The sequence below is a fragment of the Kamptonema formosum PCC 6407 genome (assembly GCF_000332155.1).
Taxonomy (GTDB): domain Bacteria; phylum Cyanobacteriota; class Cyanobacteriia; order Cyanobacteriales; family Microcoleaceae; genus Kamptonema; species Kamptonema formosum.
In genome coordinates this window covers 2180659-2205720 of record NZ_KB235904.1, presented here as the reverse complement: position 1 = coordinate 2205720, position 25062 = coordinate 2180659, and the positions used below count along the sequence as shown (strand labels likewise).

The following is a 25062-nucleotide window of genomic DNA, read 5'->3' as shown; positions in this document are numbered from 1 at the left end:
ATCGCTCGCATCTCTATTTTTAAAAGAATGAGCAATGCTCACCCTAAAAATTAGCTATTCTGTGTCACAGGAGAAGTAGGATTTACAACAGTCTTAGGCCGCTTCTTGATCAACTGTGGTTTGTGAGAATCAGTTGATAGTGGTTCATCCTCTACAGCGTAATCTGACCCCATCCAAGCGGGACGACTTTGATCGAAAGTCATTTGTAAAGCCGCAGCCGCGATCGCATGAGGATCGTACTCCTCACACAACTGAGATACTAAAGGTAAGAAAGAAGCCATGCGCTCGCCAGCCAGCGCTTCGCGCACCTTAGCTTGCATCTTCTCTAATTGCTTACCTTCAATCTGCGATCGCGTCGGAATCGTGCGAACCGTCAGAGTTTGGCGCACGTGACGCTCGATCAACCGCAATTTCCGGCGATCCACCGCCTGAATCAACGTAATCGCCGTCCCCTCGCGGCCAGCACGACCCGTGCGACCAATCCGGTGAACATAGCTTTCCACGCTATCGGGTAAATCGTAGTTAATTACGTGAGTCAAATCATTTACGTCCAAACCCCGCGCCGCAATATCCGTCGCCACCACCCAGCGCACCTGGCTTTGGTGGAAACGAGATAAAAGCCGCTCCCGTTGTGCTTGGTTTAAATTGCCGTGATATTCATCAACGCTGTGACCGGCTGCTTGCAACTGACTGGTCAACTCCGCCGCCGCCGCTCTTGTTCGTACAAAGATTAGCGCAGATTCGGGATCTTCCATTTCCAAAATCGGCTGCAAAGCTCGTGACTTCGACCAGCCACGCGGAACCATGTATACGCACTGGCGGATACGCTTCGGTGTAGCTTTTGGTTGTTCCACCGTGACATTAATGGGCGATCGCAAATGCTTAGACACCAATTTGCGGATCGAAGCCTCCATCGTCGCCGAGAAAAATGCTGTCTGGTGATCCGCAGGTGCAGCCTCAAGGATCTTTTCCACGTCTTGGATAAAGCCCATGCTCAGCATTTCGTCAGCTTCATCCAAAACCATCCATTTCAATTGGTCTAGCTTCAGACTGCCCCGGTTGAGCATATCAATAATCCGACCAGGTGTTCCCACTACAATATGAACACCTCGGCGCAAGCGCTGCATCTGACGGTCAATTGATTGACCCCCGTACACAGTCAAAACTTGCAAAGAACGGCCTAATTTCACAGGGCCTTCGCTGAGACCGCTCAACTCGCGGATTGCCTCAGTCACTTGCAGCGCTAATTCACGAGTTGGAGTCAAAATCAGGGCTTGAACCGCAGTTACGCCAAGATCGATCCGTTCCAATATGGGCAACGAAAATGCTGCTGTTTTGCCCGTTCCTGTCTGAGCCTGACCCACCACATCGCGCCCAGCTAATAAATGAGGAATTGCTTGGGTCTGAATGGGTGTGGGTTCACTAAAGCCTAATGTCTCCAGATGGCGAATGCGCTCTTCTGAGATACCTAAGCTTTCAAACGTTAAATTCATTAATTCTCCTAGTAACGAGTTTTAGCCTTCTGAGTTGCCCAACTCGGATGCGGATTTCTGCGATAGTTGCAGGAACTCATAAGAGTTCGATATGGCGTTGCGTCTCCACGCCCGCCCGTATAATACCTTATCGAGTGCAGGGCAGCTTCGTCGAGGGGAGTAATTCACCGACTCGACAGCCGTAGCTGAATTTCTGGAATCATCACCCTCTTTTTACTGGCTGATCTAAGGATAGCGCTTTACATTCAGAAACAAAAGCTCAAAAGTATTAAATTTTTTGGATAACCCTGTGGGGGGTGGGGGGGCAGGGGGCGGGGGAGCTGGGGGGATGGGTAATTAGCAATTAGGAATTAGCAAGCTGTTGAAAGCGATCGCACTTCTAGCCAGTGAGCGATCGCTTCTACTTTATTCAATTGTTAGAAAGTAGCCCTTTTGATGGTATTAAGGCTAATTTAAGACTGTTGAAGACTTAATCTACATACACAACTGGGCTTACCCAAGTCGCCTTTGAAATCTTATCCCCTGGCAATCGTGCAGGTAAAATGGCAGACAAATTGTTGTTTTATCAACGTTATGGAGTGCAAGAATATTACATTAAAGAATTGACCGGATTTATTCGTAATGAAAATTGGTTTGAATCAATTTCCGATATGAATGGCTGGGTAAGTCCCCTGTTAGAAATCCGCTTTCAACTAACACAAAATAACTTAGAAATTTATCGCCCAGATGGCCGCAAATTTCTCACTCCTGTAGAATTAGATCGACTCAGAGAACAGGAACGTCAAAGGGCAGAACAGGAACATCAGCGGGCTGAGGAAGCGATCGCACAACTCGATCGAGAACAGCAACGCTATCAAACATTACTAGAAAAGTTACGAGAACAGGGAATCAACCCAGAACAATTGTAACTACACCAAATGATATAACTTCTGCCCCTCCCCCCTTGTCAACGATCCCTCACCATCCGACACTGGACAATGAGAGCTCACCGGCAGTCAGGAGGAAATTTTGTGAAAAAAGTCTTAGCCATTATCCTTGGCGGCGGCGTAGGTACCCGCCTTTACCCGCTTACCAAACTGCGGGCCAAACCCGCCGTCCCCCTCGCAGGCAAATACCGCCTGATCGACATCCCCGTAAGCAACTGCATCAACTCAGAAATACTCAAAATATACGTCCTCACCCAATTCAACTCCGCATCCCTCAACCGTCACATTTCCCGCGCTTACAACTTCTCCGGGTTCAGTGACGGCTTTGTGGAAGTGCTCGCGGCCCAGCAAACCAAAGAAAACCCCAACTGGTTTCAGGGCACAGCCGATGCAGTCCGCCAGTATCTCTGGCTGTTTGAAGAGTGGGATATTGACCATTACCTGATACTCTCAGGCGATCACCTCTATCGGATGGACTATCGAGAATTCGTCCAACGCCACCTCGATACCAAAGCAGATATCACCCTCTCTGTCTTACCGATGGACGACAAACGTGCATCCGACTTTGGGTTAATGAAAACCGATGAAGACGGTCGTATTGTCTCTTTCAGCGAAAAACCCAAAGGCGAAGCCCTCAAAGAAATGCAAGTCGATACCACTAAACTGGGATTGACAGCGGAACAAGCCAAAGAAAGCCCTTATATTGCCTCAATGGGGATTTACGTCTTCAACAAAGACGTTTTGATGAAATTGCTCAAAGAATCCCCAGAACAGACTGATTTTGGCAAAGAAATTATTCCCAACTCCGCCAAAGACTACAACGTTCAAGCCTACTTATTTGATGGCTACTGGGAAGATATCGGAACCATTGAGGCTTTCTATGATTCTAACTTAGCTCTCACAAAACAGCCTCATCCACCTTTCAGCTTTTACGACGAACAAGCGCCAATTTATACTCGTCAGCGTTACTTACCTCCATCTAAACTGTTAGACTGCCAAGTAACCGAGTCAATTATTGCTGAAGGTTGCATCCTCAAAGAATGCCGGATCGACCATTCAGTATTAGGAGTGCGATCGCGCATCGAAGCAGGATGTAACATCGAAGATTCCCTGATTATGGGTTCCGACTTCTACGAACCCTTCGCCGAAAGGCAGTCCGGTTCTGACAAAGGCGGTGTCCCCGTCGGTATCGGTGCACAAACTAGGATTCGTCGCGCGATCGTTGACAAAAATGCCCGCATCGGTCGCCACGTCCAAATTATCAATAAAGATAGAGTGGAAGAAGCCGAACGCGAAGACCAAGGATTCTATATTCGCAGCGGCATTGTTGTAGTCCTCAAAAATGCCATCATTTCAGATGGGACGATCATTTAAGCAGTGGTTGGTTGTTAATCGTTAGTGGTGACTTGTTAGTAGTTACTTGTTAGCAGCTAACCGTCTGCTAACCCATAGTTACCAATACACTTAAACGCTAACGATTAACCACCAATGCTAGAGTAAGTAGAAGGAAAAAGGAAGAAGGAAGAAGGAAGAAGGAAGAAAAATAAAATAAAATAAAAACAATAGTTTCAGGAATTAAGAAGATCCTAACTGTATTGGCGGTTACTCTAAATTCTGTGACGGCGGCGAAGCGATCGCTCACCTTCCGGAAGTTTGAGTTTTGAGAAATTGCTTTATTTCTGGTAATGCACCTTCCCCATCTCCCCCATCTCCCTCATCTCCCTCATCCTCCCCATCTCCCCCATCTCCTTCTGCCTTCTGAGTACGGCGATCGCGATCGCCCCTTGGAGAAACAACCGAACTTAGCTGAACTCAAACTTTTGATAATCTTGTATTTGATCTAAATCTCACCTGTGACTTCCTGTAGCGCCATAATCAATTATAGGCAAAGTTATCAATTTCCGATTATTTTTGCTAAGAACCTTAAGCTAACAACTACTTAAAAGGAGGGCGGTTAATGGCTACAACTGACTTCAAAGACTTTTACGCAATTCTGGGACTGAACAAAACCGCTAGTGCTGATGAAATTAAAAAATCCTACCGCAAACTCGCCCGGAAGTACCATCCCGACATGAATCCGGGCAACAAAGACGCAGAGGCCAGGTTTAAAGAAGTTAATGAAGCCTACGAAGTTTTATCAGACCCCGAAAAACGCAAAAAATATGACCAATTTGGTCAATACTGGAAGCAAGCCGGAACCCCTGGTGGATGGCCAGGTAGTCCGAATAATGTAGACTTCGGCGGCGTAGACTTCAGCCAATACGCCAGTTTTGACGAATTCATTAATACTTTGCTGGGTCGCGTTGGTGGGCCCGCTGCTGGTAGCCGTCGCAATGGCAACTGGAACTACACATACCGTCCCAATCAAGGCGGGCAGACAGGTTTTGGCGGATATGAAGATTTTACAGGGTTTGACAACCGCACGGCTGCAACTTCCCTCGACACCGAAGCAACTATTTCCCTCAGTCTCGGCGAAGCATTTCGGGGTGTTTCCAAGCGCGTTGGTACTGGCGATGTCTCCATTCCTGCGGGAGTGAAAGCTGGTAGCCGCATTCGGATTAGAGGGAAAGGTCAAGTAGACCCCCAAACCCAGCAAAGGGGAGATTTATACCTGAAAGTAGAAATTTTGCCTCATCCCTTCTTCCAGTTTGAAGGGGAGAATTTGGTTTGTGAAGTACCCGTAACGCCTGATGAAGCGGTGTTGGGAGCCTCCATTGAGGTACCTACGCCTGATGGAATGGTGGCGGTGAATGTTCCAGCAGGCATTCGTTCCGGTCAATCTTTGAGGTTGCGCGGTAAAGGGTGGCCCAAACCCAAGGGAGGCGATCGCACTGACCAATTAGTGAAAATTGCGATCGTCGCACCGAAAGATATTAGCGCTGTGGAGCGAGAATGCTATGAGAAAATTAAGGCAAATCGTAGTTTTAATCCCCGTAGCAATTTAAAGCAAATGCAAATGTGAAGTTTGGAGTTTTGAGCTGGAAGTTTTAAGTTAAATAATTTTTAATTCAAAACGCCAAACCCAAGCAACTGTCTTTCTCCATCACTGGCAAGGATATTATACCAATTCCGGTGGATTAACCATAATTATTATGGTTAATCCACCGGAATTAATATTAACCCTGCGCGATCGTCGCCTCGGTGCTAGCAAGTCAAACTACGAAACCTTTCCCAGGTTAACTCTCACAAATTGTTAGCTCAGTAGGCTGACAGCGCTTAATTTCAATGCTAACTCTTTGGGCTCCCTCACTTTCCAAATCTTCAATATAGCCATTAGTATTACTTGAGGCTTCTTTGTCGCTGTCAAATGGCCCAAAATAGTAGGTACAGCGTGGCGATTCAGTGACAACCTCGACCCACCATTCCCCTTCCTCTTTAGGACGGCTGGGTTGAGTTATCAAACACAGTCCGATGCAGTAGATCAAGAAAAAATAAAATCCAAGCATCTTAGTTATGTAAAAAGTAAATACTTTAATCAAATTATCAACTTAGCTTATCGGATCGTCTCTGTCCCAGTGCTGATATTGGGATTAGCTACGGTCAGAATTAGGTATACAGCATTACCCATGCTGGTTAACCGACCAAATGAAGTGAGGAAATCCGCTAAGTTATTCCTGCATTATTGATGGCAGACTAATGAATAAGACAGGTTGAAATCAAAGGATGAATATTTCCAATGGCGATTAAAGACCAGCCTCAACCCCCTCGTTCTCGTCAGATTGGCAATATTTTGTTATTGCTATCAGGTTTGTTTCTACTGGGTAACATATTTTTGCCGAGTTTACTTGGCCCCCAAATTCCGCAAGTACCTTATAGCTTGTTCGTCCATCAGGTGCAAGAACAAGAGGTACAACGGGCTTCTGTGGGTCAAAATGAAATTCGCTATCAGCTTAAAGGTGAAGCGGATCAACCAGGTCAGGTACTCGCCACTACACCCATTTTTGATTTAGAATTACCAAAACTTTTGGAAGAAAAAGGCGTTGAATTTGCAGCAACTCCTCCACCTAAAAATGGCTGGTTTACCAGTTTATTAGGTTGGGTGGTTCCGCCATTAATTTTTGTTGCTATCTGGCAATTTTTTATCAGTCGTGGTGGCGGCGGGCCCCAAGGCGCTCTTTCCATTGGTAAAAGTAAGGCTAAGGTTTATGTAGAAGGCGAATCTGCTAAAATAACTTTTGCTGATGTTGCAGGTGTGGAAGAGGCTAAAACTGAATTAGTTGAGATTGTCGATTTTCTCAAAACTCCAGACAGATTTACAGCAATTGGAGCTCGCATTCCCAAAGGCGTGCTATTAGTTGGGCCTCCTGGTACTGGTAAAACCCTATTAGCGAAAGCTGTAGCAGGAGAAGCTGGCGTTCCATTTTTCAGCATCTCTGGTTCCGAGTTTGTGGAACTATTTGTTGGTGTAGGTTCGGCAAGAGTCCGCGACTTATTTGAACAAGCCAAAAAACAGGCTCCTTGCATTATTTTCATTGACGAATTGGATGCGATCGGTAAGTCTCGTAGTAGCGGCGCTTTCTACGGTGGTAATGACGAACGCGAACAAACTCTCAATCAATTATTAACAGAAATGGACGGTTTTGCGGCAGGTAATACTACCGTAATTGTGCTAGCAGCAACTAATCGCCCTGAAAGTTTAGATCCAGCTTTGTTACGTCCGGGACGTTTTGACAGACAGGTTTTAGTCGATCGCCCCGATTTATCTGGTCGCGAAGCTATTCTTAACATTCACTCTCAGAAAGTTAAACTGGGCCCAGATATTAACTTAAAAGCAATCGCCGCTAGAACTCCCGGTTTTGCGGGTGCAGATTTGGCAAATTTAGTTAATGAAGCTGCTTTATTAGCCGCTCGTAACCGTCGTGAAACTGTCGCTCAAGCTGACTTTGCCGAAGCGATCGAACGAGTGGTTGCAGGTCTAGAAAAGAAAAGCCGCGTCATGAATGAAAAAGAGAAAAAGATTGTCGCTTATCACGAAGTTGGTCACGCTTTAGTTGGGTTTTTAACTGCTAGTGGCGGCAAAGTTGAAAAAATTTCCATCATTCCTCGTGGGATGGCAGCTTTAGGTTATACCTTGCAATTGCCAACTGAAGACAGATTTTTGATGGATGAAGTAGAACTTCGCGGTCAAATTGCGACACTTTTGGGCGGACGTTCAGCCGAAGAAATTATTTTTGGTAGTATCACTACGGGTGCTTCCAACGATCTTCAACGCGCTACTGATTTAGCAGAACGGATGGTGACAACTTACGGCATGAGCAAGATTTTAGGGCCTTTAGCTTATGAGAAGGGTCAGCAAGGTCAATTCCTCAATGATGGCATGGGTAGCCCCCGCCGTCAGGTGAGCGAACAAACAGCAGATGCAATTGATAAAGAAGTGAAGGAAATTGTCGAAACTGCTCACACTCAAGCTTTAGATATTTTGAAGAACAATCGCGATTTGCTAGAAACTATTGCGACTAAACTTTTGGAAACTGAGGTAATTGAGGGTGAGGAACTGCACAACTTACTGGGTCAAGTACGGCCTGTAAATGTTCCTGCTGCTGTTTAGTTTGGTCAGAATCTAGGTACTTCTGACGTAACGCCGCCCTTGCTTGCGGTCAAATACCGCCCAGAGAGGGGAGTTACAACGATGCGCGAACCCTAGATTAGCAATTAGTTACAAGAGGCAAAAAAACCCGGTTTCTCGGAAAAATGGAAGAAACCGGGTTTCTGGTTTTATAGCAACCGCCACAACGGTTAGGACACTCGCTCATGGCCCAAACTATTGACTTCTTCCCCTCTTCCCCATCCTCCCCATCCTCCCCATCTCCCTCATCTCCCCCCTCTTCCCCATCCTCCCCATCCTCCCCATCCTCCCCATCTCCCTCATCTCCCCCTCTTCCCCTAGCCCCTAGCCCCTAGCCCCTTCTTCCCCCGTAAAGTCCTACGCGATCGCCTCCTTATCCATCTCCGAACGCACACCACGAGAAAGTGGCAGAGAGCACAACGCTCCCGTTACAATAAAAACTGAGGCGAATCCTACTCAATTCGCCCTCAAACTTCTTGGAAGATCGTTTCACCTGGGAGTGGGTCTAGCCCACTTTTTTTGTTGGATTGCCTCACGAGACACGGCGAAACCCTTAGTAGAGAGAGAGAGCGACTCACGTCTCATAGCAAACAAGGGAAACAAGAGGGAAAGAGGGAAGAGGGAGAATATCCTTCTTCCCTCTTTCTTCTTCCCAGTTCCCGGCCCTGTAGTCCCCAATTTCCTAATATCGACATGACTCATCCCCTGATCCCACAAATCATCGACTTAGCCACCCCCCTTGCGGAAACACTGGGATTGGAAGTAGTGGGGGCAGTATTTCACACCAACCAGAACCCTCCCATTCTGCGAGTGGACATCCGCAACCCGCAGCAAGACACAGGTTTGGAAGATTGCGAACGGATGAGTAAAGCCCTCGAAGAAAAGTTAGATATGGCAGATATCCTCCCCGACGCTTATGTACTAGAGATTTCTAGTCCCGGCCTTTCGCGATCACTAGCAAGCGATCGCGAATTCATATCCTTTAAAGGATTTCCCGTAATCGTCAAAACATCTGAAGCTTACAACGGCTTAAAAGAGTGGGTAGGACAACTAATCCGCCGGGACGAGAAAGCAGTTTACATCAATCAAAAAGGGCGGCCAATCGCCATTCCCCGCTCCCTGATTACCCAAGTCCAATTAGACGAACCTAGATAGCTAATTGTTAATTGTTAACTGTTAACTGTTGGTTGTTAACTGTTGGTTGTTAGTTGTTAGTTGTTAGTTGTTGACTGCCACTAAATTACCAATTACCAATTACCAATTACCAATTACCAATTACCAATTACCAATTACCAATTACCAATTACCATTTTCCCAAAACAGGAGATTTTTATATGTCAATGGTTTCTTTGCCCGGACTCAAAGATATGGTCGATGTTATTAGCAAAGAGCGAAACTTACCGAAACACGCCGTTCAAGCAGCCTTGCGCGAAGCCCTCGTCAAAGGTTACGAGCGTTACCGTCGCACGCAGCGCCTCGATCATTTTAGTGAAGAATACTTCGATAATTTTGAAGTAGAACTCGACATTGAAGAAGAAGGATTTCGTGTTTTAGCTACTAAAAGTATAGTCGAAGAAGTCAGTAACCCTGACCATCAAATCGCACTTTTAGAAGTACAAGAAGTTGCCACCGAAGCTCAACTCGGAGACACAGTTATCCTCGATGTAACCCCAGATCAAAACGACTTCGGTCGCATGGCGGCCATCCAAACCAAACAAGTTCTCGCCCAAAAATTGCGCGACCAGCAGCGCAAAATGATCCAAGAAGAATTTAAGGACTTAGAAGAAACAGTCCTCCAGGCAAGAGTTTTGCGATTTGAGAGACAGTCAGCGATCCTCGCTGTTAGCAGCGGTTTTGGCCAGCCAGAAGTAGAAGCTGAACTTCCTAAGCGAGAACAATTACCGAACGATAATTACCGTGCTAATGCCACTTTTAAGGTTTACCTAAAAAAAGTCGGTGAAGGTGCTACCAGAGGCCCTCAGCTAGTGGTCTCTAGAGCCGACGCAGGCTTAGTAGTTTATCTATTTGCCAACGAAGTCCCCGAAATTGAAGATGGGGTAGTGCGAATTGTCGCCGTAGCACGGGAAGCAAACCCCCCCTCCCGGCACGTTGGCCCCCGCACCAAAATTGCCGTAGATACCCTCGATCGCGACGTAGACCCCGTAGGAGCCTGCATTGGCGCACGGGGATCGCGGATTCAGGTAGTAGTCAACGAATTACGAGGGGAAAAAATTGACGTGATCCGGTGGTCTCCCGATCCCGCCACCTATATTGCCAACGCCCTAAGTCCAGCGCGGGTAGACGAAGTGCGCCTAGTGGCCCCGGAAGGGCGGCGGGCGCATATCCTTGTGGCTGAAGACCAACTTAGTTTAGCCATTGGCAAAGAAGGGCAGAACGTCCGGCTAGCAGCTAGACTGACTGGTTGGAAAATAGATATTAAAGACATTGCCAAATACGATCGCGCCGCTGAAGACAGCAAGTTAGCAGCAGAAGCTTCGAGGTTAGCACTCGCAGCCGAAGAATACGAATCAGATTTTGACGAAGACAGTGAAGAAACTGACGAATCAGATTTTGATGAGAGCGATCGCGAACTTGACGAAACCGAAACCGCCGTCTAAGGGACTAGGGACTAGGGACTAGGGACTAGGGGAAGAAGGGAAGAAAGGAAAAAGCCTCTCCCTCTTTCCTTCTTCCTCTTTCCTTCTTCCTCTTTCCTTCTTCCCTCTTTCCTCTTTCCTTCTTCCCTCTTCCTCTTCCTCTTCCCTAGCCCCTAACCCCTAGCCCCTAGCCCCTTCTTCACACACAAAAACAGATGAAACCCAACTACCGCCGCTGCATCAGTTGCAGAAAATTAGGGCCAAAAGAAGCATTTTGGCGATTAGTCAGGCTCTATCCTTGTCATCAGGTACAATTAGATATGGGTATGGGTCGTTCTGCCTACCTGTGCCCGGAAGCAGAGTGCCTCAAAGCAGCTCAAAAAAAAAATCGACTTGGGCGATCGCTCAAAGCATCTGTGTCTAACGAAATGTACCAAACACTTTGGCAACGTTTAGCCACCCCTTCCCCACCCTCCCATACGCTGTCTGCCGGGCCCTTCACACAAACCCCATCTAGGGGTAGTGAAGAATTTCCAGCAGAGCCAGCACCAAAACCCCGATCCGATCCACCCACCAGTCTTAAAAGATTTGTGTCAGATTAGATAAGGGCAGGGTACCAACAGAGGTATGCTCAATCGGGAACAGCGAATAGCGAAAGCAAATTCCGGCTAAAACCGGGACTAAAACTTCAAAATTCACAGATTCCTACAAAGACTTGAGACAACTCTCGCGGCAGACATCAGTAGGTTGCGTCCAAACGACGGGCCCGCTGGCAGAGTGCCCGCGCCCCGATTCTTGACACTAATCTCAATAAAACGATGTTGTCATTAGAGTAGATTGCAATGTAAAAACTGGTTGGCACTGAGAGGGCTAGAGTGGATGAACAACGGCAAAGTAAGAATTTACGAGTTATCACGGGAACTAAATTTGGATAATAAAGACATCTTGGCGGTTTGTGAGGGGCTCAATATTTCAGTCAAGAGCCACAGCAGCACGATTACAGAATCAGACGCTGAACGTATTCGCAAAACAGCCGAAAAATACGTAGCCAGCCACTCTGCTCCTGGAAAGCCAGCCCCCCCTGACCGGGCTGCTTCCCCGTCTAGAGAAACTGGCCCCCGTTCTAATGACCCCAAAAAACAGCAAATTTTAGAAATACGTAGACCTAAAGTGCGCCCAGGTGCAAATTCTAAGCAGTCCGGCAATGAGGAGAACACAACCCCCCAGCCTTCAACGGCAACTCCCCCCAGACTGCCAGCTACTCAGCTCCAGCCCCCCGCCAAACCCAACATCAATCGACCTATTCCCTCAAAGCCGAGTGCTAATCCCCCTGGAGTTGCGCCGGAAAATGGCGGTGAAGACTCAGGGGAATCAAATGCGCCGGCAATAGTGCCTCTAGATGTAGTTCACCACAACCCTCCGGCTCCAGTACAGGCGAGGGCGACAAATTCACCTCCGCCGCCGTTGCCGAAACTCGCATCTCCACCAGTTAGACCCGATGACAATCCGAACCGCGCCCCAGGAAATCAGGGGATTCGGCCGGTACTCAAACAGGCAAAAACTGACCAAGAGCAGTCAGAAGCGGGACAATCCGGGGATCACCCCGCCAAACCAGCCCGGCCCAGCCGCGGCCAGCGATCGCCTGGAGGTGAAGCTCCAGAAGGTTTGAGACCGCGCCGGGAAGGTTCAGCTCCCACTCGGCCGCAACCCGCTCAGGAACCAAGACGACCGGGCCCAGGGAGAAATGCTCCCGCGATGCCAGGTGCGATCGCACCCAATCGCCGGGGTAGTACCAGTGACACAGCCGCTCTTGGAGATGACCGCGACGAACAGGAAGAAGATACGCCGCTAGTCGAAATATCTCTGCTAGATCGGCCAACTCTGCCGCGTCCCGCGAAAAAAGCCCAGGTATGGGAAGAAGACGACGAAGAAAGCCCAGATTTTCCAGGTAAGGCAGCCAAAGTGGCAGCCAAGGGCAAACGCACTCGCATTAAACCGCCGATCGACGAAGACGACGATGATGCCGATGGTGGTTTGGAAATGCCAGAACCGATCGTGGTCAGCCTTTCCTTAGCGAGACCCTCTAAGCCCAAAGGCTTCGCCGCACCTAAAGCAGCCGCTCCTGTGGCAGCTTTAGCAGGCCCATCCTCTGCCAAAAATAAAAAACCGGGAGCACCACGAGACTCTAGTAGTTCCGAGCGCGGTCAAAGTCGAGGGAACCGCCGCCAAGCGACGGAAGTTAAGGCAGAACGCCCAGAAAAACTGGTACTCAGCGGGCCGATGACTGTTCAAGAACTGGCCCTCGCCCTTGCCGTTGCTGAAACTGAAATTATCAGGCGGCTGTTCTCTAAAGGAATGGCAGTCAGCATCACGGAAACTCTTGACATTTCCGCGATTCACGTCGTCGCTGAAGAGTTGGGTATCCCGGTGGAAACCGCCGAGAAAGAAGCCGAAGCCAAGAAAGTAATTGAAATGCTTTCTGAGGAAGATTTGGACAACCTGCAACGCCGTCCGCCTGTAGTGACGATCATGGGTCACGTCGATCACGGTAAAACTACTTTGCTCGACTCGATTCGCAAAACGAAGGTGGCTCAGGGAGAAGCAGGAGGTATTACCCAACACATCGGTGCTTATCACGTAGACGTGGAACACGAAGGCAAGATGCAGCAGGTAGTATTCTTGGATACTCCTGGTCACGAAGCTTTCACCGCTATGCGGGCGCGCGGGGCACGGGTGACAGATATCGCCGTGCTAGTAGTAGCGGCTGACGATGGGGTAAGACCTCAGACGATTGAAGCGATCAGCCACGCCAAAGCTGCCGAAGTGCCAATTGTTGTGGCAATTAACAAAGTAGACAAGGAAGGCGCTCAACCGGAGCGCGTCAAGCAGGAACTCACCCAGTACGGCTTGGTTGCAGAAGACTGGGGTGGAGATACGATTATGGTGCCGGTCAGTGCTATCCAAGGGGAAAACCTGGATACGCTCTTGGAGATGATTCTCCTGGTATCAGAAGTGGCAGACCTCCATGCCAACCCAAACCGCGCTGCTAAGGGAACGGTGATTGAAGCTAACCTCGATAAGGCAAGAGGGCCAGTGGCGACGCTGCTGGTACAAAATGGCACCCTGCGGGTAGGAGATATTGTTGTTGCTGGCTCCGCTTTGGGTAAGGTGCGGGCGATGATTGATGACCGAGGTAAGCGGGTAGATGCCGCTGGCCCGTCCTTTGCAGTCGAAATCTTGGGTCTGCGAGATGTTCCCCGTGCTGGGGATGAGTTCGATGTCTTCCAAAATGAAAAGGAAGCTGCTGCGATCGCGGGAGCGAGAGTAGATAGAGCCAGAGAATCTCGTCTGTTACAAGGACGGATCAGTCTCAGCGGTTTCTCCCAACAGGCCAAGGAAGGAGAACTCAAGGAACTCAATTTGATCCTCAAGGGAGATGTCCAAGGGTCAGTCGAGGCGATCGTGGGAGCCCTGCGACAACTACCTCAGAAAGAAGTGCAGCTTAGATTGCTACTAGCTGCACCTGGAGAAGTTACGGAGACAGACGTTGACCTAGCCGCAGCCAGTGCAGCCGTGATTATTGGCTTCAACACTACCCTCGCCGCCGGTGCGCGTCAAGCTGCCGATCGCGAAGGTGTAGATGTCCGGGAGTACAACATCATTTACAACCTCTTGGACGACGTTCAAGGGGCAATGGAAGGTCTGCTGGAACCGGAACTGGTAGAAGAACCTCTAGGCCAAGTGGAAGTCAGAACTGTATTCCCCATCAGTCGCGGGGCTGTGGCTGGCTGTTATGTCCTTTCTGGCAAAATTATTCGCAATTGTAAGGTGCGGGTACGCCGAGGAGGTAATGTCCTTCATGAAGGCATACTGGATTCCCTCAAGCGGATGAAGGATGATGTTAAGGAAGTCAACGCAGGCTACGAATGCGGTATTTCCCTCAATGCCTTTAACAGTTGGGTGGAAGGCGACATTATTGAAGCCTACCGTATGGTGACGAAGCGACGGACGCTTTCTCAATAGTGGTCAGTAACCCACCCCTAAAGGGGATGGGCTTGCAAGGCGAAAGTCAAAACAAGCCATACTGACCAGCCTAAGACTTTCGAGGTCTACGTTTTTTGAGTCAAGACACCAGGCGGATGCGAAGCTAGTCCCCTGCCCTGTCGTTTGTAGTTAAACAGTTTTAAGGTCACTGAAACAGTGCTGCAAGCTGAACAAGCTCTCAAAACATTGGCGAAGCTAACTTTACCCCGCAAGGGAGGCTCGAAAGAGCAAATCATTATGCGTACAGGGTTGTGAGGTTTGAGATGGTAATTGTCCCATCGAAAGTACATCACTTTCATCACACCGAACTAAACAGCCCCAAGGCGGTAATGGAAAAAAACGATTCACGGCGGAAGACAGCCCCAAAAATTCCTCCCACCCATAAAGGGGATGGGTTTCCATTTTGGAAAGGTTTATGAACTCGCGATCGCAACTCTTCTGTTTAACTCAAAATTCAAAACTCAAAACTCAAAACTTTGTAACTATCAAAAATACGGTTTGAGACTGAGAAATGCCTCAAATTCACCCTTTGTAGCCTCTGATACAGCAATATTCTTAACAACGCCAATAGAGGCGATCGCATTAAAATTCCTGGATAAAGAAGAGTCAGGACTCATTTCTGAATAATAATTTTATTGCCGATTTTTGTTGTATAATTTTTTTAGATAGGCTAAGTCAAGGCTATCGTTTAAGTCCAGACAAGCGATTGAAATTAAAGCTATGGTTAATTCTGCATCTACTCCTCAAGAATATCAAGCTCCATCGCTAGGCCAACTTCGCGAAGATTCAGAAATGTGGGAAAGCTTGAAACAAGCAAGTGCGGCAAGTTCTGGGTTTCAACGGTGGCAGCTAGAGCGCGATATTGAGCAGCATCCAGAAACTGTCACCCTTGACCAGCAAGTTCGCAGCTATCTGCGAGAAACTTTAGAAACTTTGGCTTACTAAATTTAGCAAACAGAGCGGGGCGATGCCTTGTGACTTCGGCGTGCAGTCGTTCGGCTAACTGTGCGCGTGGTTCCTAACGAACTAATGGAGTACCAGAAACCGGGTTTTTGATAGCATCTGTGGGTCGCAGATAGGGGCTACGATGCTCAGGGCTAGGGGAAGCGTGAAAGAAGGGAATAGAACAAGTGGGTTCCAGCAATCGAGCGTCTCCTAATCGCCTTGGTGACTGCTGTATTTTCGTCAAAAAACCAGGTTTCTTTGGTTGGGTGCGTAAGTCCTGTATACGAAAAACTCTGGTGGAAGATCGTCATCCTATCTTGATTTGCTGATGCTAACCTACAAGAATGTTGGTAAAGATATTAGCTAGCAATCGTCTTAGGTTTCCCGCTCGTAGTCTACAAAAATTCTGGTAAATAGGTAAAAAATCCTATTTAATTCCCTTAATGTCTACTGAGGTAAGTGTGGGTTTACGGCGCGGTTTAAGATTTATCTCTTAGTTCCCTAAAGTGAGCATCGCGCCTAACTTAGGCTACAGGAAACCTCGCTGCATTGCGATCGCAACCCTCGGCAATTCCTACCTAACCTAATATTAAAAGCAAGACTATTGCCGATCGTTCTCATACTTTAGTTTCATACTTTGGTTAGAATCGCTTCCAGTGATTAACCCGCTACAATATTCAATATCTAAAGCTACATAATCTTATGCAAAAATTTAACATTGGCTGTCAACTCAAATATAATCTTGTTCAACCCACAACAATGATATTTAATATCCAGGCAGTCAAGACTAACAGTCAAAAAATTTTACACGAAGAACTCAAATTAGAGCCACCGCTAAAAGTTGAGGAATATATTAGCCCTCTAGAGGGAAACCGCTACATCCGCGTAAATGCAACACCGGGAGATTTAGAAATTGGGTATCGGGCAGTGGTAGAATTATCCCACTTTTATGCTGACGATAAAGCGATCGCAGAAATCGACCCAGCTAATTTGCCTGCGGAAACCTTCTATTTCCTCTATCCTAGCCGCTACTGCCAGTCAGATTTAATGGCGGGTTTGGCTGAGTCTGAGTTTGGAGAGTTACAGCCGGGATATTCGAGAGTAATGGCTATTTGTGATTGGATTTATGATAAAGTAAAATACTTGTCTGGGAGTACAAATTCGCAGACTTCGGCTTACGATACTGCAACTGAAAGAGCCGGCGTATGCCGCGATTTCGCCCATTTAGGAATTGCTTTTTGTCGAGCATTAAATATACCTGCTCGTTTTGTCTCGGCTTATGCTTATAAGCTGGAACCGCCGGATTTTCACGCTTGTTTTGAAGCTTACCTCGGCGATCGCTGGTATTTGTTCGATGCGACGCGGCTTGTACCTCTAAATGGGATTATCCGCATTGGTACGGGTAGGGATGCCGCAGATGTATCTTTTGGGACTCTCTTTGGTACGGTAGAGATGAAAGAGATGAAGGTATTTGCGGAAGTGGCGGAAGGTAAGGCCTCGCAGGATGATTCCCAGGGTAGAGGAAATGCGATCGCTATTGCTTAATATTATATCTTTTGCGTAAACTGCGGTTAGTGCAGTTCAATTTCAAAGAAGGGGTTTCCACATTATTTCTTATGAAACCAAAAATAACTAACGCGATCGCGTGGCAGCAGGCTGAACTATTGATGCAGCCAGCCTTGATCAGACTGATCGATAACATTCGCAAACAGTTAGATGAATCAGTCTGGAAAGGTACTTATCAAGAGGTGCAGCTCCCAGTGCCCGGCTATCAGTTATGCTTAGAACATCAAGACCAAAAAATGTGCGTTGATTTGTGGGAACTTTGTTATCAAGTTTGCTTTAGTAACTACACTCTCACTCACGTAGAAAACCAAAGTGTAGAAGTTGAGATAGACACCAGTCTAATTGAGGAAACTGGTAACGTCGATTGGAACCGGCTTGAGGCAAAAGCCAGTCAATTAGTACAGGATATGTTTGCACAATTGCCTAGTTAATTGTTAATTGTTAATTGTTAATTGTTAATTGTTAACTGTGAACGGCTAACTGTGAACGGCTGAATAATTTAATCTGTTTAATTAAATTTATGATTCAAGAATTGCGCGACATTCAAGCATCCGCAGGTGCAGAATTTATTTCCTCAGTTACCCAGGCAAATGTCCCTGTTAGTTTTGGCAATGATGCTGAGGCTATTTTAGCCTCGCGCCAAGGCGTTATCTTGTGCGATCGCACTCACTGGGGACGGTTAGAAGTTTCAGGTGAAGACCGCCTCCGCTTCTTACATAACCAAAGTACCAACAATTTCAATATCCTGCAACCGGGACAAGGCTGTGACACCGTTTTTGTCACCTCTACCGCCCGGACAATCGATCTTGCCACCGCGATTATTACAGAAGATAAAGTTCTGCTGCTAGTTTCCCCTAACCGCCGTCAAAAACTCTTAGAGTTGCTAGATCGATATATTTTCCCAATGGATAAAGTGGAACTTAAAGATGTAACTGATGCTACTGCTACCTTTAGTTTGATTGGGCCCCATAGTAATAAACTATTAGATAAATTGGGGATAACGGGTATTGAAGGCAAACCTTACGGCACTCACAAACTAATAGAAAATACTACCACTGAAAGTAGTATTCGCGTTGTTGTTGGTAGCGGTTTAGCAACTAGCGGCTATACGATTATTGTTGATGGAAACCAGGCAGCAAATCTCTGGGATAAATTAGTACAAAATGGAGCAATTCCCGCAGGCGATCGCGTGTGGGAACACCTGCGAATCGAGCAAGGACGACCAGCTCCCGACTTTGAACTCACAGATGAATATAACCCTCTAGAAGCTCGTCTTTTACATACTATTTCTTATGATAAAGGCTGCTACATCGGTCAAGAAACAATTGCTCGTTTAAATACATATAAAGGAGTGAAACAACAGCTTTGGGGCCTTCGTTTGAGCGGTGAGGCAGAGGTGGGTGCAGCGGTGACAATTGGAGAAGAAAAAGTTGGGAAGCTAACCAGTTTTGTTGTGACTGATGATGGGCCTTTTGGTCTTGCTTATATCCGTACTAAAGCTGGCGGTGAAGGCTTGAAAGTACAGGTAGGAGAAATTGAAGGAGAAGTTGTGGATTTACCCTTTTTGTTGTCGGCGACTTAATTAAATTAAAATTGCTGTGATTTGTAAATATATCCGTAGGAGCGAAGCATTGCGACCAGATCCGATCTATAACATACAATAGATTTTAGTCGTGAATGCTTCGCTCCTACAAAAATACAATCCTCTGACTAAGTTCTTTTTCCTTTTACTTACTTCCCAGTATTTGATTGTTTAACATCGGGTTCATTAGATTGCAAAGCTGCATCGAGAACTGCACGAGCATCCTCAGCTTTTGCTCTAGCTTCTCGGTACCGAACATTAGCTTGAGCAAAATTTTTAAGAACCTTGAAGCCATCTTTGAGGTTCGCAATCTCTTCAACAGTTACAGCCTCATCCGTAAATAGAATATCGATCGCAGCCCGAACCTTGAGGGCTTCATCGCGAGATTCCATAACTTTTAGCTTCAGAGTAGCTAGATTACTGAGAATTTGTACAGCCTGAGTAATTCCGTCCTCCTCCTCAGAACCACTATCTTCGGGTTCTTTCACCTCAATAAATTGCTTTGGCCCAAATCCCTCCTTGAGCTCCGTAGTGAGCGAGCCTGCGTCCATTAGTTCCATGAGCTGATCCATCGCTTCTTCGCGAGCTTTGACTGAATCTCTGCCCTTGACAGTCAGAATAACTTCTGGGCTTTGTGCAAGTGTGTAGCGAACCATATTTTCACAGACTGTATAGCAACAATTAAATGATATCTTATAAGAAAATGATATCAAAATGATATCAAAGCCCCTTGGCTTTAGCCCAGGGATAGTTCAATTATGAATCAATAGAGGGAACAATGAAAGATAAATTTCTCAATTGGCTAAATATTTTGTTAGTAGCTAATGTATTCTTAGTCTTGCTCAGCTTTGGATGGTTTGCGATCGCAGTCTTTGGACGCTCAGTCGGGGTAAACCTCGGCTTTGACCTTTGGTATTCACTGTGGCAGCCCTTATTTACCCCAGCAATTGGCATTCTTATGGGAGGAGCGATTCTTAGCGGTATAGTTAGCCAAATTTCTAAACGCCTCAACCCTAAGTAATATCAAGTCTACTTCAAATCTCAGATTAATTAATTGTAACTGAGCTCAAACTCCACTAACTCTCAAGCTCCCCAACTTCTTAATTACTTACTGTTGCCAACCAATCAAAGATTGTATTTAACTGTTCCAAACTCACCAACCCATACTGCCAAAGAATCATCGGTAATTGGCTAACATCCCGATCTCCATGTCGGAGAGCGATCGCGATCGCAGCCATCGGAATCGCCAATTCCCCTCGTAAAAAATTAATCAATTGAGCCTCTGTTGTAGATTTCATAGTAACTTTTCCACCGTTTTGTAAATTGATGTAACAAAATAAGTTTAATTAGAAACTGACTGAATTTAATTTTAATACTAACCGTGTAAATCTCTGTGATAAAAAGCCATTTCATCATGTGATAAAGTAAAGCTAAAGGCGTGATCCCGGTCACAAATCGCTTACTTATAAAAAGTTCTTGGAGCTTATATAAAGCAAAGCTCCCCTATTTCCAGGGAGCTCTCCTCAAACCAAACTTCCAAAATTGCATAAACACCACCTAAAATTGGCTGAGATTGCTAAAGCCCTAACTGAAGCTGAACCGACGCATCAGAGCCATTATTACTTTGATTGGCAGGTAAAGGACTTCCTTGACGCTGAGCATCAGAAGGACTGGTAACAACATCTACATCCTGACCCAGTTGGATGCGAAACTCATCCCCCAAACTCTCACCATTACCAGTAGAATTCCTCCTGTTTTCTGGTTGAGAGATAAAATTTTGGTAATCAGAATCCAGCGTTCTCGCCTCAACCGTCCTCAGCGAATCCCCCGATAAAGTCGGTTCAGCAATTTGACTTAATTGCGGCACAGTTTCTTGTGCTTGAGCAGCAGGCATCAAAGCCAGCAAAATTGCACTCAGTTGCAGAGCAGTGATAACTTTATTCATCATCAATTTCTCCTATTTACATCCTGTATAGCTAGGCGCTAGGGACTAGGGACTAGGGGAAGAAGGGAATAGAATTAAGGGTTTCAAGAACCCAGAATGCCCTAACCACCTTGCGGTTGCTATAGATTAATTATAGCCAGGCACAAATAAACTGACATCTATCAAAAGTTGTTATGTTTTGGAATTGATAAGTGAATTAATATTCAGGTTTTAAATGTGTAAAAACTTACCACCAACTCACTCATCAGTTAAATTCGTTACCAACTCAGTTATCAAACCACCTACCAAGGACTACCAATCATCGTAAAAGAAGCCCAGTAATAAGGATGTGATAAATTCGCTACAACTTGCCCCTCACTTGAGGGCAAACTAACAGCCTCTCCTCCGCGACTGGTACTTCGCAACTGCCCTCCCTCCACGCGCAAATCGCCCTCAATCATTGCAATTTGCGCCTGTCTCAAAGCCTCCGCCTTTACAGTCAACCCTTGCAAACTCAACTGGCGATAAAACTCACTCATCAACCCCAAAGTACCAGCATCATCAACTTGCCATAAACTCGCCAATACTGACTTAACACCCGACTGTACTGCCAAACCTGCAAAACCTAACTCCGCATCTTGACTACCAAAAGCCGTCTCGCAAGCACTCAAAACCAATAACTCTAACCGCTGCTTTCCTAACTCCCGCAACTGCTCAAACCGCAGTTTTCCATCCCACATTTGAATATAAGAATTACTCGGCATACTTGGGTCAAAAGAGCCATGAGTTGCTAAGTGAATAATTCCAAATTGTCCCCTAGATTGTTGTGCCTTGAGATTATCTAAAGTAAACTCTTGATTTAAGAAAGAACGACCGCCCCTATCTTGCGTAATTGTAGACAACTCCACAGGTACAGCAGGCAAAGGTACAACTTGCGGGTCTTTAAATTGCGAAGCACCCATTGCTAGAACCGAGAAATTATTAATATTTTGATAGCTTGTATCAGTCAAATTAATACTGGGAATCAAACCGAGACTATACTTTTGCACTAAAAATTGTTTCCCGTCGTGGAGAGCAGCCAAAGGCAAACTCCGCATTCCTGGATCTAAAGAAAAAGCCAGAGTATCTATTTTCTGCTTTTCTAAATCTTCAGCTAAAGGTGCAATTAACCACTGATAAAGTTGTTGAGAAGCACTTAAATAACTGTTGGCGCTACTTTCATCAGGACGGTGACTAATTCCACCAATTAACTTTTGTACCTGTCGCCGCAGTGCATCGCTATTCGCAGCGGGTATACTTTTAAATATCGGCTTACCATTGGGAGTTAGCAACACTAATTCTAACTGTTCAGGGCGAGATACCACGTAAATTACGGCTGGTTTTTTCCCCGTTTGCTGTGCAATTGTAGTGAGGGATGCTTGGATATTATGACCGTTCAATGGTTTAACATTAACGGCAAGTTTATTCCCTATTTCCTGACTGCGAATTTGCTCTATTTGCACGATCGAAGCGTAGGTGTCAGTTATTTGTGGACTGTTAACTTTGGCTTGCTGACTGTGAACAGCTAAAGTAGGATTTTCCACCTTTGTTTCATCATTCAAAACCCGGAAATACTGGGCCGTTTTTACATGGACACTACCAGTGTTACCGCTTTTACTTCCAGCATTAATGGATTCCACTGCAATACCGCTATTTTTACTGGTGAGACTGATATCTCCTCCCCGTTCAAAGCCAAAGGAAATAACTGAACCTGCGCTGATATGACCAGCAGCATTTACATTAATATTGCCTGAACGTTCATGCACTCTTGCAGATGAATTGAGAATACCAACGGTGACATTTCCAGTTTGACTTGTCAAGCGAATATCACCGGCATTAGCAGTAATATTTCCCGTTTGGATGTCACCACCTGTAGTAATATCAACACCATTAGGAGCTGTTGTTTGTACTTCACCAAGAGTAGTTTTACCAACACCTACTGACTGCTGCACGCTTCCCGCTGCAATAACTGCATCAGCTTGTACGTTGTTAGCACTTTCGATTGAAAGATTTCCTAGTTGTTGATTTTGGCCAGTACCTACTGCACCTTTAAAAGTAATATTGCCTGTCCCTGCGTTTAAGACTAGGTTATGAGCTGCATTTTCTTTACTGTTTAATGTCGAGGAAATCGCAATATTTCCGCCAGTTTCACCCGTTTTCAAAGAAACATCATTGGTGAGAGTTACTGCACTATTAATATTAATATCGCTATTGTTAGTCGTAATATTGGCATTCAACGTCGTTGACTGTGCATTTATAGTCACAGAGGCATCATCTTTGGCAATAATTTCCCCTTGAACTGCGACAGTTCCGGCAGGCGACTGTAAGGTTAGGGGGTCATTTACTTGCACCGCATTGACCGTAATTGCACCTCTACCTTCTAATCTACCAATTGTAATTGCTTTGAAGCCGTTATCCAAAGCTGCCAGATCTGAATTTTCCAGATTTAGGGTATTGGGAATATTTTGTGCAACACCACCAATTTGTATGGCTTGTTCTGCCGTCCTTGGCGCAATCAAGATCGAGCCGCCAGTGCTGGAAATCGAACTTTCTCCACCCCTGAAACTAATATCATTCCCAGTCAGGTTAATAGCTCCACCACTGGCATTTATTTTACCAATTGTTAAATTTTGACCGGAAATACTCAGTGCGGCTCCATTGGTCAAAATTGCCGATTGAGAGTTACTTGTAGAAAACGATCCAATCCCATTGCGATCGGCATCGGCGACAAATGCCATCGATCTTGCCTCACGATTAGGGTTTAAATTGATCGGTCTTTCCCCTAAGTTGTTAATAGTAATATCGTTATTAGCCTTGATGACAACATCAGCATTAGCGGTTATATTTTCCAGTGTTGTTTGAGGAATTATCAGTTTTTGGCTGTCAGTTAATTGTTGGCTATCTGTTGAATCTGGCGCAACTACAATATTTTCAGAATTAAGTTGGATGCTGCCAGTATTGCCGTTGGTAGCGCTTAAATCTACAGTGCCGGCAAAAGTACCGCTGCCTGAAATTTCAATAGTGCCACCGTCACCTGAATTGCTGCCACCGCGTGCGCTAATTTGACCCTTAAAATCAGTTGTCGCTAAACCTCCCCATCGACCGATGGTGATGTCGCCGCCATTACCATTAACTCCACCGTTAGCAGCAATCTCAGAATCGCTACTGACATGAATTTCTGGTGCATTTAAAAATTCCGAATTAGTAGTTATTTTCCCATTGCCGATTTTGACTGTGCCGCCACCATTAATACCTGAAACGTCAATTTTGGCACTATTGAGGAAAATGCGATCGCCCAAAATTTCAACGGTTCCTCCCATGTGTAAAGTTGGCACTCGATCTGAACTGGAAGCATCTATATTACCAGCCACAATTACCGCCCCCTCCTGCACAGGCATCCCACCTGTGAGTACCACTTGCCCGTCCGTATTAACTGATATTCCTGTTGCATGGCTGCTACCTTCACCTGTCAACATTTGCGGCAAAGAAAGTGGCATAAAATTTCTGGCATCAGGAGTTAAAATTCCTGATTCTACCGACAGAGGTGCAATTTCTAAATTTAGCAGCCGCCCCTCTTGGCTAATCCGTACTATTTTCTCGCCAGGAACAGCAGCTAAAGTAATAGTGCCACCGGGTGCTTCCAAAGTGCCGATACTGATTACACTACCGCCGATCAAGGTTATATTCTGACCTGCTTCGACTCTCAAATTGCCAGCATTGACAATCGCCCCTGGATCGGAATTTGGGAAAGCAAAAGCACTCGGTGTTCCCAGTAAATTTGAGTAATTGTTAGCCCCAAAAGCCTGAAACCAGTTGTCACCAAATCCAATACCGCTGGCTGTGGTAGCGGTAAAAGAGGCTGGTACATTCAGTTGAGCATTCTGCCCAAATACAATCCCGGCTGGATTGACTAAGAATAAGTTAGAATTACCTCCTGTAAGTTGAATTAAGCCATTAATAACTGAGGCTTCTCCGCCAGTGACGCGAGCTAAAATATTTCTAATCGTGTCATTGGAAAGAAAGTTTGCAATCTGACCTTGAGAAAGACCAAATCGCTGGAAACTGTGAAACAGATTCGAGCCATCTCTAGATAATTGACCCCCGCTGATATTGAAGCGATTTCCTTCAGGGGTAACGGTAGTGTTCGTACCGTCGGCTGCTGGCACAATAGGCTGAGCCTGTACTAAAGATGGCAGCAAACAAGAGGCAAGAGGTAGTAGAAAAGAGGATTTCTTACCAAGATCCCACAACCGATAGCCAGCATTCTCTTGTTTTTTAAAGGTTTTATTGGGGGCTGGAAACGTTGTTACTAGCAGATAAATATGACGTTCAGGTTTCATCGCTTTCAACCTTATATATTGCCGAGGAATTTCCTAAGCC

General features: G+C 46.1%; 21 protein-coding genes and 1 pseudogene. 15 read left to right on the top strand and 7 right to left on the bottom strand.

From position 1 onward, the window contains the following. Positions 1 to 50: 50 nt before the first annotated feature. On the bottom strand, positions 51 to 1493 hold the full coding sequence (locus tag OSCIL6407_RS0126655; protein ID WP_007354567.1) for a DEAD/DEAH box helicase: 1443 nt from the start codon (positions 1491 to 1493) through the stop codon (positions 51 to 53). A 497-nt stretch (positions 1494 to 1990) separates the two neighbouring features. Between OSCIL6407_RS0126655 and OSCIL6407_RS0126650 the strand changes: the two are divergent. Together OSCIL6407_RS0126650 and OSCIL6407_RS0126645 are read left to right on the top strand one after the other, a co-directional pair. After that, positions 1991 to 2401, top strand: a pseudogene (locus OSCIL6407_RS0126650) (Uma2 family endonuclease); the annotation flags it as partial. A 102-nt stretch (positions 2402 to 2503) separates the two neighbouring features. Continuing rightward, complete coding sequence (locus OSCIL6407_RS0126645; protein WP_007354565.1) at positions 2504 to 3793, top strand: glucose-1-phosphate adenylyltransferase; 1290 nt, start codon at positions 2504 to 2506, stop codon at positions 3791 to 3793. 299 nt (positions 3794 to 4092) lie between these two features. On the opposite strand, the gene OSCIL6407_RS37955 is transcribed toward OSCIL6407_RS0126645, so the two are convergent. Next, a complete protein-coding gene (locus tag OSCIL6407_RS37955; RefSeq protein ID WP_019487884.1) occupies positions 4093 to 4215 on the bottom strand; it encodes a hypothetical protein in 123 nt (40 codons plus the stop codon). Between the two features lie 161 nt (positions 4216 to 4376). Between OSCIL6407_RS37955 and OSCIL6407_RS0126635 the strand changes: the two genes are divergently transcribed. Continuing rightward, positions 4377 to 5381 carry a DnaJ C-terminal domain-containing protein gene (locus OSCIL6407_RS0126635; RefSeq protein WP_007354564.1) on the top strand — a complete coding sequence of 335 codons (1005 nt, stop codon included), beginning with the start codon at positions 4377 to 4379 and terminating at the stop codon, positions 5379 to 5381. A gap of 214 nt (positions 5382 to 5595) precedes the next feature. Here the strand turns inward: OSCIL6407_RS0126635 and OSCIL6407_RS0126630 are convergent, their stop codons facing one another. After that, the gene (locus OSCIL6407_RS0126630) at positions 5596 to 5865 is read right to left on the bottom strand and encodes a DUF1816 domain-containing protein (protein ID WP_007354563.1); all 270 of its coding nucleotides are present in this window, start codon (positions 5863 to 5865) and stop codon (positions 5596 to 5598) included. A gap of 230 nt (positions 5866 to 6095) precedes the next feature. On the opposite strand from OSCIL6407_RS0126630, the gene ftsH4 reads away from it, so the two are divergent. The 11 genes from ftsH4 (at position 6096) to ygfZ (ending at position 18719) form a co-directional block, all read left to right on the top strand. Beyond that, a complete protein-coding gene (ftsH4, locus tag OSCIL6407_RS0126625) occupies positions 6096 to 7967 on the top strand; it encodes an ATP-dependent zinc metalloprotease FtsH (RefSeq protein ID WP_007354561.1) in 1872 nt (623 codons plus the stop codon). A 203-nt stretch (positions 7968 to 8170) separates the two neighbouring features. Continuing rightward, entirely contained in the window at positions 8171 to 8320 is a 150-nt protein-coding gene (locus OSCIL6407_RS35655) for a hypothetical protein (protein ID WP_155523434.1), read from the top strand. A 358-nt stretch (positions 8321 to 8678) separates the two neighbouring features. Then, entirely contained in the window at positions 8679 to 9140 is a 462-nt protein-coding gene (gene rimP / locus OSCIL6407_RS0126610; RefSeq protein WP_007355213.1) for a ribosome maturation factor RimP, read from the top strand. Between the two features lie 179 nt (positions 9141 to 9319). Next, positions 9320 to 10603 (top strand): transcription termination factor NusA, encoded by a 1284-nt coding sequence (gene nusA / locus OSCIL6407_RS0126605; RefSeq protein WP_007355212.1) that lies wholly within the window; start codon positions 9320 to 9322, stop codon positions 10601 to 10603. A gap of 194 nt (positions 10604 to 10797) precedes the next feature. Continuing rightward, a complete protein-coding gene (locus OSCIL6407_RS0126600; protein ID WP_007355211.1) occupies positions 10798 to 11184 on the top strand; it encodes a YlxR family protein in 387 nt (128 codons plus the stop codon). Positions 11185 to 11461: 277 nt separating this feature from the next. Further along, positions 11462 to 14605 (top strand): translation initiation factor IF-2, encoded by a 3144-nt coding sequence (gene infB, locus OSCIL6407_RS0126595; protein WP_007355210.1) that lies wholly within the window; start codon positions 11462 to 11464, stop codon positions 14603 to 14605. A 411-nt stretch (positions 14606 to 15016) separates the two neighbouring features. Next, entirely contained in the window at positions 15017 to 15253 is a 237-nt protein-coding gene (locus OSCIL6407_RS0126585) for a hypothetical protein (RefSeq protein ID WP_019487880.1), read from the top strand. Between the two features lie 93 nt (positions 15254 to 15346). Then, the gene (locus OSCIL6407_RS0126580; protein WP_007355209.1) at positions 15347 to 15571 is read left to right on the top strand and encodes a hypothetical protein; all 225 of its coding nucleotides are present in this window, start codon (positions 15347 to 15349) and stop codon (positions 15569 to 15571) included. A 702-nt stretch (positions 15572 to 16273) separates the two neighbouring features. Continuing rightward, positions 16274 to 17116, top strand: a complete 843-nt coding sequence (locus OSCIL6407_RS0126575) for a transglutaminase-like domain-containing protein (RefSeq protein WP_007355207.1) — start codon at positions 16274 to 16276, stop codon at positions 17114 to 17116. A 71-nt stretch (positions 17117 to 17187) separates the two neighbouring features. Further along, positions 17188 to 17568, top strand: coding sequence for a hypothetical protein (locus tag OSCIL6407_RS0126570; protein WP_007355206.1), 381 nt, complete (start codon positions 17188 to 17190; stop codon positions 17566 to 17568). An 89-nt stretch (positions 17569 to 17657) separates the two neighbouring features. Continuing rightward, positions 17658 to 18719 (top strand): CAF17-like 4Fe-4S cluster assembly/insertion protein YgfZ, encoded by a 1062-nt coding sequence (gene ygfZ, locus OSCIL6407_RS0126565; RefSeq protein WP_007355205.1) that lies wholly within the window; start codon positions 17658 to 17660, stop codon positions 18717 to 18719. Positions 18720 to 18868: 149 nt separating this feature from the next. Here ygfZ and OSCIL6407_RS0126560 read toward each other — a convergent pair whose 3' ends face one another. Then, positions 18869 to 19375, bottom strand: a complete 507-nt coding sequence (locus OSCIL6407_RS0126560) for a hypothetical protein (RefSeq protein WP_007355204.1) — start codon at positions 19373 to 19375, stop codon at positions 18869 to 18871. A gap of 122 nt (positions 19376 to 19497) precedes the next feature. Here OSCIL6407_RS0126560 and OSCIL6407_RS0126555 point away from each other — a divergent pair, with 122 nt between their 5' ends. Next, the gene (locus OSCIL6407_RS0126555; RefSeq protein WP_007355203.1) at positions 19498 to 19740 is read left to right on the top strand and encodes a hypothetical protein; all 243 of its coding nucleotides are present in this window, start codon (positions 19498 to 19500) and stop codon (positions 19738 to 19740) included. Positions 19741 to 19819: 79 nt separating this feature from the next. Here the strand turns inward: OSCIL6407_RS0126555 and OSCIL6407_RS0126550 are convergent, their stop codons facing one another. The 3 genes from OSCIL6407_RS0126550 to OSCIL6407_RS0126540 all read right to left on the bottom strand — a co-directional run bounded on the left by OSCIL6407_RS0126550 (position 19820) and on the right by OSCIL6407_RS0126540 (position 25022). Then, complete coding sequence (locus OSCIL6407_RS0126550) at positions 19820 to 20017, bottom strand: DUF2949 domain-containing protein (RefSeq protein WP_007355202.1); 198 nt, start codon at positions 20015 to 20017, stop codon at positions 19820 to 19822. Between the two features lie 278 nt (positions 20018 to 20295). After that, complete coding sequence (locus tag OSCIL6407_RS0126545; protein ID WP_007355200.1) at positions 20296 to 20667, bottom strand: hypothetical protein; 372 nt, start codon at positions 20665 to 20667, stop codon at positions 20296 to 20298. 278 nt (positions 20668 to 20945) lie between these two features. After that, positions 20946 to 25022: a CHAT domain-containing protein gene (locus tag OSCIL6407_RS0126540; RefSeq protein WP_007355199.1), complete on the bottom strand. Its 4077-nt coding sequence runs from the start codon at positions 25020 to 25022 to the stop codon at positions 20946 to 20948. Between the last annotated feature and the right edge of the window lie 40 nt (positions 25023 to 25062).